The organism is Rhizobium moroccans, from assembly GCF_057559155.1.
Window position 1 is genome coordinate 51,182 of the sequence record NZ_JBHFJG010000025.1, and the last position, 6,499, is coordinate 57,680.

General features: G+C 63.8%; 5 protein-coding genes. 1 reads left to right on the plus strand and 4 read right to left on the minus strand.

Going from position 1 to position 6,499, the window contains the following annotated elements:
• Positions 1-84: 84 nt before the first annotated feature.
• The 4 genes from purF to alr form a co-directional block, all read right to left on the minus strand.
• On the minus strand, positions 85-1,587 hold the full coding sequence (gene purF, locus ACE04I_RS14505) for an amidophosphoribosyltransferase (RefSeq protein ID WP_046792898.1): 1,503 nt from the start codon (positions 1,585-1,587) through the stop codon (positions 85-87).
• A gap of 130 nt (positions 1,588-1,717) precedes the next feature.
• Positions 1,718-2,314 (minus strand): CvpA family protein, encoded by a 597-nt coding sequence (locus tag ACE04I_RS14510; protein WP_046792897.1) that lies wholly within the window; start codon positions 2,312-2,314, stop codon positions 1,718-1,720.
• A gap of 84 nt (positions 2,315-2,398) precedes the next feature.
• A complete protein-coding gene (radA, locus tag ACE04I_RS14515; RefSeq protein ID WP_046792896.1) occupies positions 2,399-3,802 on the minus strand; it encodes a DNA repair protein RadA in 1,404 nt (467 codons plus the stop codon).
• Positions 3,803-3,905: 103 nt separating this feature from the next.
• The gene (gene alr, locus ACE04I_RS14520) at positions 3,906-5,066 is read right to left on the minus strand and encodes an alanine racemase (protein ID WP_046792895.1); all 1,161 of its coding nucleotides are present in this window, start codon (positions 5,064-5,066) and stop codon (positions 3,906-3,908) included.
• Positions 5,067-5,372: 306 nt separating this feature from the next.
• On the opposite strand from alr, the gene ACE04I_RS14525 reads away from it, so the two are divergent.
• Positions 5,373-6,499: alpha-D-ribose 1-methylphosphonate 5-triphosphate diphosphatase (locus ACE04I_RS14525; RefSeq protein WP_487207234.1), on the plus strand; the 1,127-nt coding region annotated here is incomplete at its 3' end.

Here is a 6,499-nt window from a genome sequence, read left to right on the forward strand (position 1 = left end):
CCCAGCAATTGCTGGCTGGACCGATCACCCCGCCCCGGACCTTCGGTCCGACCCTCCCCCTCAAGGGGAGGGTGATCGTCAGCCTCAGCCGTTGCTGGCCAGAACCGAAACCTTGCGGCCCATGGTCTCCCCGTCCTTGTCGAGTAGACGGGTCGGATAGTCGCCGGTGAAATAATGGTCGGTGAACTGCGGCCGAGCGTCATTGCGGTCTTCGCCGCCGACTGCGCGGTAGAGCCCGTTGATCGACAGGAAGGCCAGCGAATCCGCGCCGATATATTTGCACATGGCTTCGAGGCTATCGTACTGGTTGGCGATGAGCTTTTCGCGGTCCGGCGTGTCGATCCCGTAGAAGTCGGGATAGTAGATCATCGGGCTGGCGACGCGGAAATGCACTTCCTTGGCGCCCGCGTCGCGGATCATCTGCACGATCTTGAGCGAGGTCGTGCCGCGCACGATCGAATCATCGACCAGGATAACGCGCTTGCCCTCGATCATCGCGCGGTTGGCGGAGTGCTTGAGCTTCACGCCAAAGGCACGGATCTGCTGCGTCGGCTCGATGAAGGTGCGGCCGACATAATGGTTGCGGATGATGCCGTACTCGAACGGGATGCCGCTTTCCTGCGCATAGCCGAGGGCTGCCGGCGTGCCGCCATCCGGGACCGGCACCACGACATCGGCTTCGACCGGCGATTCCTTGGCGAGATTGATGCCCATGTTCTTGCGGGCGACATAGACGCTGCGGCCGCCGACGACGGAATCGGGACGGGCGAAATAGACGTATTCGAAAAGGCACAGCCGCTCGGGCTGTGAATTGCCGGCCTTGCGGGCATCGATGCTGATGGAGCCGTCGGCCTGGATCTCGCAGATGATGACTTCGCCGTTCTCCACATCCCGGATGTACTTCGCACCGATGATATCGAGCGCGCAGGTTTCGGAAGCGAAGATCGGCTTGCCGTCGAGCTCACCCATGACGAGAGGCCGGATGCCGGTGGGATCGCGGGCGGCAATCAGTTTCGTGCGAGTGATCGCGAGCATGGAATAACCGCCTTCCATCTGCCGGATGGCGTCGATGAAACGGTCGGCCGTCGAGGCATAGCGCGAGCGGGCGATCAGATGCAGCACCACTTCCGTGTCGGAGGTGGACTGACAGATGGCGCCTCCGGCGATCAACTGCCGGCGCAGCGTCAGGCCATTGGTGAAATTGCCGTTATGGGCGATCGCGATGCCGCCCACCTCCAGTTCGGCGAACAGCGGCTGCACGTTGCGCAGCGCCACTTCGCCGGTCGTGGAGTAGCGGTTGTGGCCCATCGCTATATTGCCGGGAAGGCGGGCAAGCGTGGCCGGATCGGTATAGTGATCTCCGACGAGACCCATCCGCCGTTCGGAGTGAAAGCGCAGACCGTCGAAGGAGACGATGCCGGCTGCTTCCTGACCGCGATGCTGGAGGGCGTGAAGGCCGAGCGCCGTCAGCGTGGCGGCCTCCGGATGGCCGAGAATGCCGAAAACGCCGCATTCTTCGCGCAGCGTATCACCATCCCATTCGTGGAGGTTGTTGTCTGCGAACGTCTCAGAAACCGGCTGATTCATCTTGGCCGTGCCCTTTCGGAAAAATGGAAAAGCCGGCCGGGAAGATGTTCCCGAAACCAGCCCGTTTCACTTTACTGCGAATGATACCACAAATGGTGACGTTTCGCGCTGCATCAAGCGCAACAAAGCGTCAATTATTTGTCGGGTTTGTTGCCGGCGCGTCGTCGGCCGGTGCTTGCTCCTGCTCGGGCGCGCCCTCGACCGGAGCTTCTTCCCGGCCGAGAATGCGGGCGCGGATCTGAGGCTCGAGATCTTCCGGCAATACCGCCTCGAGCCGCGCCACCAGCGCGTCGAGGAATGGCTTCGACTTGGCCTGGGTCACCCAGGCCGGCTGCGAGCGGACGTCCACCAGCCAGTTCCAGAAGGCGACGGCCACCACCAGCAGCAGGATGCCGCGAGCCGCGCCGAACAGGAAGCCCAGCGTGCGGTCCAGAGCGCCGATGCGGCTGTCGATGATGAAATCGGCGATCCGCGACGTGATGAAGGTGATGATGATCAGGGCGATGAGGAAGATGACGCCGGCAGAGCCGGCGATCGCGATGCGGTTGTCCGCCGTGTAATTCTGGGCGTAGGGAACCAGCAGCGGGTAGAGATAGTAGGCCGCGGCGATCGAGCCGATCCAGCTCGCGATCGAAAGCACCTCCCGCGAGAAACCGCGCACCATGGCGAGAACGGCGGAAAACAGCGTTACGCCGATGACGATACCGTCAAAAATCGTGATGGGCATATAGGCTCTACTCCAAGGACCTGTCGGTTTTCGGCGCCGCTTGCCGGCGGACCCTCTTACATCAGGGGAACAGTTGACGAAAGATCAATCCTCTTCCGCCGCTTTCCCCAGTTTCCTGGCGGAACCGGCTATGCGCGATACGAGATCGGGCAGGTCCTCGATTTCCGTCCAGCGGGCGCCGGATGTCTTCGGAAGCTCGGCGGAACTGGCCGGCAGCATCGCTCCGGCAAAGCCGAGCTTCTCGGCCTCTTTCAGGCGTTGGGCTGTCTGCGAAACCGGCCGAACCGCCCCCGAGAGGCTGATTTCGCCGAAATAGACGCAATCTGCCGGCAGGGCAAGACCGGCAAGCGACGAGACGAGGGCGGAAGCGACCGCGATGTCGGCGGCCGGTTCGGAAATGCGGTAGCCGCCAGCCACATTGAGGTAGACGTCGTGCTGGCCGAGCCGCACGCCGCAATGGGCCTCCAGCACGGCAAGGATCATGGAAAGACGCGCCGAATCCCAGCCGACGACCGCGCGGCGCGGCGTGCCGAGCGAGGTGGCCGCCACCAGGGCCTGCACTTCCACGAGCACCGGCCGCGTACCTTCCATGCCGGCGAAGACCGCCGCCCCCGGCGCCTTGGCATTGCGCTCCCCGAGAAAGAGTTCGGAAGGATTGGTGACCTCGCGCAGTCCCATGTCGGACATCTCGAACACGCCGATCTCGTCGGTCGGCCCGAAACGGTTCTTCACGGTGCGAAGGATGCGGTAATGATGTCCCCGGTCGCCCTCGAAATAAAGCACGGCGTCGACCATGTGCTCGACGACGCGAGGGCCGGCGATCTGCCCCTCCTTGGTGACGTGGCCGACGAGCACCATGGCGGCTCCCGTCTGCTTGGCGAAACGGATCATCGCCTGTACGCCGGTGCGCACCTGCGTGACCGTGCCGGGAGCGGAATCGGCCGTGTCGCTCCAGAGCGTCTGGATCGAATCGATGATGACGAGATCGGGCCGCTTGCCGTCCGAAATCGTGGCGAGGATATCCTCGACATTGGTTTCGGCGGCGAGCAGCACGTCCGAGTCGGCGGCGCCGAGCCGCTGGGCGCGCAGTCTCACCTGCGCCACGGCTTCTTCGCCGGAGACATAGATGATCCGGTGTCCGCGGCGGGAAAGGGCGGCCGCCGCCTGCATCAGCAGCGTCGACTTTCCTATGCCGGGATCGCCGCCGACCAGCACCGCCGAGCCGCGCACGAAGCCGCCGCCGGTCGCCCGGTCGAGTTCGGATATGCCGGTATGGATGCGGGGTGCCTCTTCCGTCTCGCCGGAAAGAGTGGTGAGCGCGACCGCGCGGCCTTTCTTCGGAGCCTTTCCAGGCCCGCCGCCGATGCCGCCCATCGGGTCTTCCTCGACGATGGTGTTCCACTCGCCGCAGCCTTCGCATTTGCCGGCCCAGCGGCTATGCACCGTGCCGCAGTTTTGGCACACGAATTGGGTCTTGGTCTTCGCCATGGGATCAGCCGCCGCCTTTGATACTCAAAGTCCGCCGAGAACAAAAGCGGAACTTTTGCTCTTTTAATCTCGAAATGCTGTCGCTGGCAAGGTGGCCAAGAGCTTATTCCGGATAGATATATCGCCGCTCGTGCCGCAACCCGAGGCCGGTGAGCATTTCGTAGCCGATCGTGCCGGCGGCGCGGGCGACCTCGTCGAGCGGCATGCCGGGGCCGAAGAGCTCGATATAGTCGCCGATGCGGATTTCGGCTGCCGGGACGTCGGTGATGTCGAAGATCGTCAGGTCCATGGTGATGCGGCCGATCGCGGGGACGCGATGACCGGCGATGAAGCCGAAGGCGCCTTGCGTGCCGCCCGCCCGGATCGGCACTCCAGCGCCGGAAAGCGAGCGCAGGTAACCGTCCGCATAGCCGGCCGAAACCACCGCCAGCCGGCTCTGCCGGGAAAGCTGGTGGGTGGCGCCATAGCTGACGGTACTGCCGGTTTCTGCTTCACGAATCTGCACGATTCGCGCCTCTGCCTTCGCCACGGGCTTCAATGGCTTCATGCCGTTCACGGCTTCGCCGCCATAAAGCGCGATGCCCGGCCGCGTGAGATCGAAATGATAGTCCGGCCCCAGAAAAATTCCGGCAGAGGCCGAGAGGCTTGATTCGATTCCTTCGAAAGCATCCGCAACCTGCCGGAAGGATTCGAGTTGCTTGCGGTTGAGGGGCGAGGAGGGCGTGTCACCGCTATGGAGATGGGAGAGTACGAGGACGGGCGAGAAGCTCGCCGGCCGCGAAACGTCCCCGGCCAGCGCCAGCGCATCCTGGAAGGACAGGCCGAGCCGGTTGAAGCCGGTATCCACCTGCAGCGCGCAGGGGTGGTCGCCCCGTTCCGATATTGCCGACATCCAGAAGGCGAGCTGCTCCTCCGAAGCCAGAACCGGCACGAGATCATCTTCGAAGAACATTCGCTCCTGTCCCGGCCAGATGCCGGAAAGCACATAGATGCGGGCATCAGGGACATAGGCCCGCAACGTCGCGCCCTCCTGCGGCACGGCCACGAAGAAGTCCCGCGCTCCGGCCTCGTAAAGCGCCGTGCCGCAGTCCTCGATCCCGAGGCCGTAGGCGTCGGCCTTGACCACCGCCGCGGCGCGCGCCTTGCCGGACCTGTACGCCATTTCCCGCCAGTTGTCGGCAAGGGCTCCGAGATCGACCGTCAGGCGCACGGGTGCGCAGTCGAAATCGGCGGAGGAGGAGAGGTCGCTATCGAAGTCGGTCATTTCTGCTCGTCGCGCATGAGGAATGTTCCGGCGATCCTACCGGTTTCGGAGGCGGGAAAAAGACATTCCGGCAAAATTCGATCGCACTGCACAATCTTTTACCATGATGCGCCGGTTGAGGCTGTCTTGCGCTAATGGTCCGCTGCCTCTTCCGTGCCGATGCACAGAAGGTTTCTCAAATCTGTCACATCGGCTAGATAGAAGCGGCGGATTGCGCGCGATGGTGGTAATACGGCTGCTGTGCCTCTTCTTTTTATGGGTGGGATGATGCGGAACAATCCGGCAATTGTCATTGAAGGTGCGACGGTGGTTTTCAGCGACCGTCTGGCGCAGGCATCCGTGCGGATAGAAGATGGCCGGATCACATCGATCAACGGTTCCCGCGACGGAGCGAAAGTCATCGATGGCCGTGGCCATGTTCTCGCACCGGCTTTCGTGGATATCCATGGCGACGCCTTCGAGCGGCAGCTCATGCCGCGGCCCGGCACCATGCTCCCTGTCGCCGCAGCCCTGCTCGATACGGACCGCCAGCTTGCGGCCAACGGCATCGCGACTGCCTATCATGCCCTGACGCTGAGTTGGGAACCGGGGCTCAGATCGGTGGAAAGCGGCCGCGCCGTCGTCTCTGCCCTCGATGCGCTCGCCCCGCGGCTGACGGTGGACAATCGCGTGCAACTGCGCTGGGAGACCTTCTGCTTCGAAGCCGTGGAACTGATCCGTGATGCGCTTTCCGGTCCGCACCTGCCCTCGGTCGCGTTCAACGATCATACGTCCATGGCCATGCTGCATCCTTCGGTGCCGTTGCAGGAGCGGCCCTTCGATCTGGATCCGGCCTTCCCGATGGTCGATCCGGAGGCACCCGCTTTCGCCGCGAAGATGGAGGAACGCGCCAAGCGGGCAAAAATCCCCGTATCGGACATGGTCTCGCTCGTTCGCGGCATATGGGAGCGTCGGCCGCAGGTGCTCGGGGCGATCGAAGAGGTGGCGGCTTTGGGCCGGGCAGCCGGCGCACCGATGCTCTCGCACGACGACAGTCAGATCGAAACGCGCGATTTCTTCCGCGCGCGCGGCGCCCGGATCAGCGAGTTTCCGGTGAATAGAAGAGTGGCGAGGGCTGCCCGCGACGCCGGCGATTTCATCGTCCTCGGCGCGCCCAACGCGACGCGCGGCGGCAGCCACCTGGCTTCGATTGGCGCAGCCGACATGATCCGCGAGGGGCTCTGCGACATTCTCGCTTCGGATTATTATTATCCGGCGATGTTGCTTGGCGTGGCGAGGCTCAAGGCCGATGGCGTCGGTCCGCTCCACATGTTGTGGCCTCTCGTATCGGGCAATCCGGCACGCGCTTCCGGGCTCGATGACCGCGGTGTCGTCGAAGTCGGCAAGCGGGCCGATCTCGTGTTGATCGAGTGGCCGGAAGAGGCCCCCCCCGC

What these genes read in the sequence shown, in the direction of transcription:
- purF (WP_046792898.1), bottom strand. Translation starts at nt 1,587, where the DNA reads ATGAATCAGCCGGTTTCTGAGACGTTCGCAGACAACAACCTCCACGAA.
- ACE04I_RS14510 (WP_046792897.1), bottom strand. Translation starts at nt 2,314, where the DNA reads ATGCCCATCACGATTTTTGACGGTATCGTCATCGGCGTAACGCTGTTT.
- radA (WP_046792896.1), bottom strand. Translation starts at nt 3,802, where the DNA reads ATGGCGAAGACCAAGACCCAATTCGTGTGCCAAAACTGCGGCACGGTG.
- alr (WP_046792895.1), bottom strand. Translation starts at nt 5,066, where the DNA reads ATGACCGACTTCGATAGCGACCTCTCCTCCTCCGCCGATTTCGACTGC.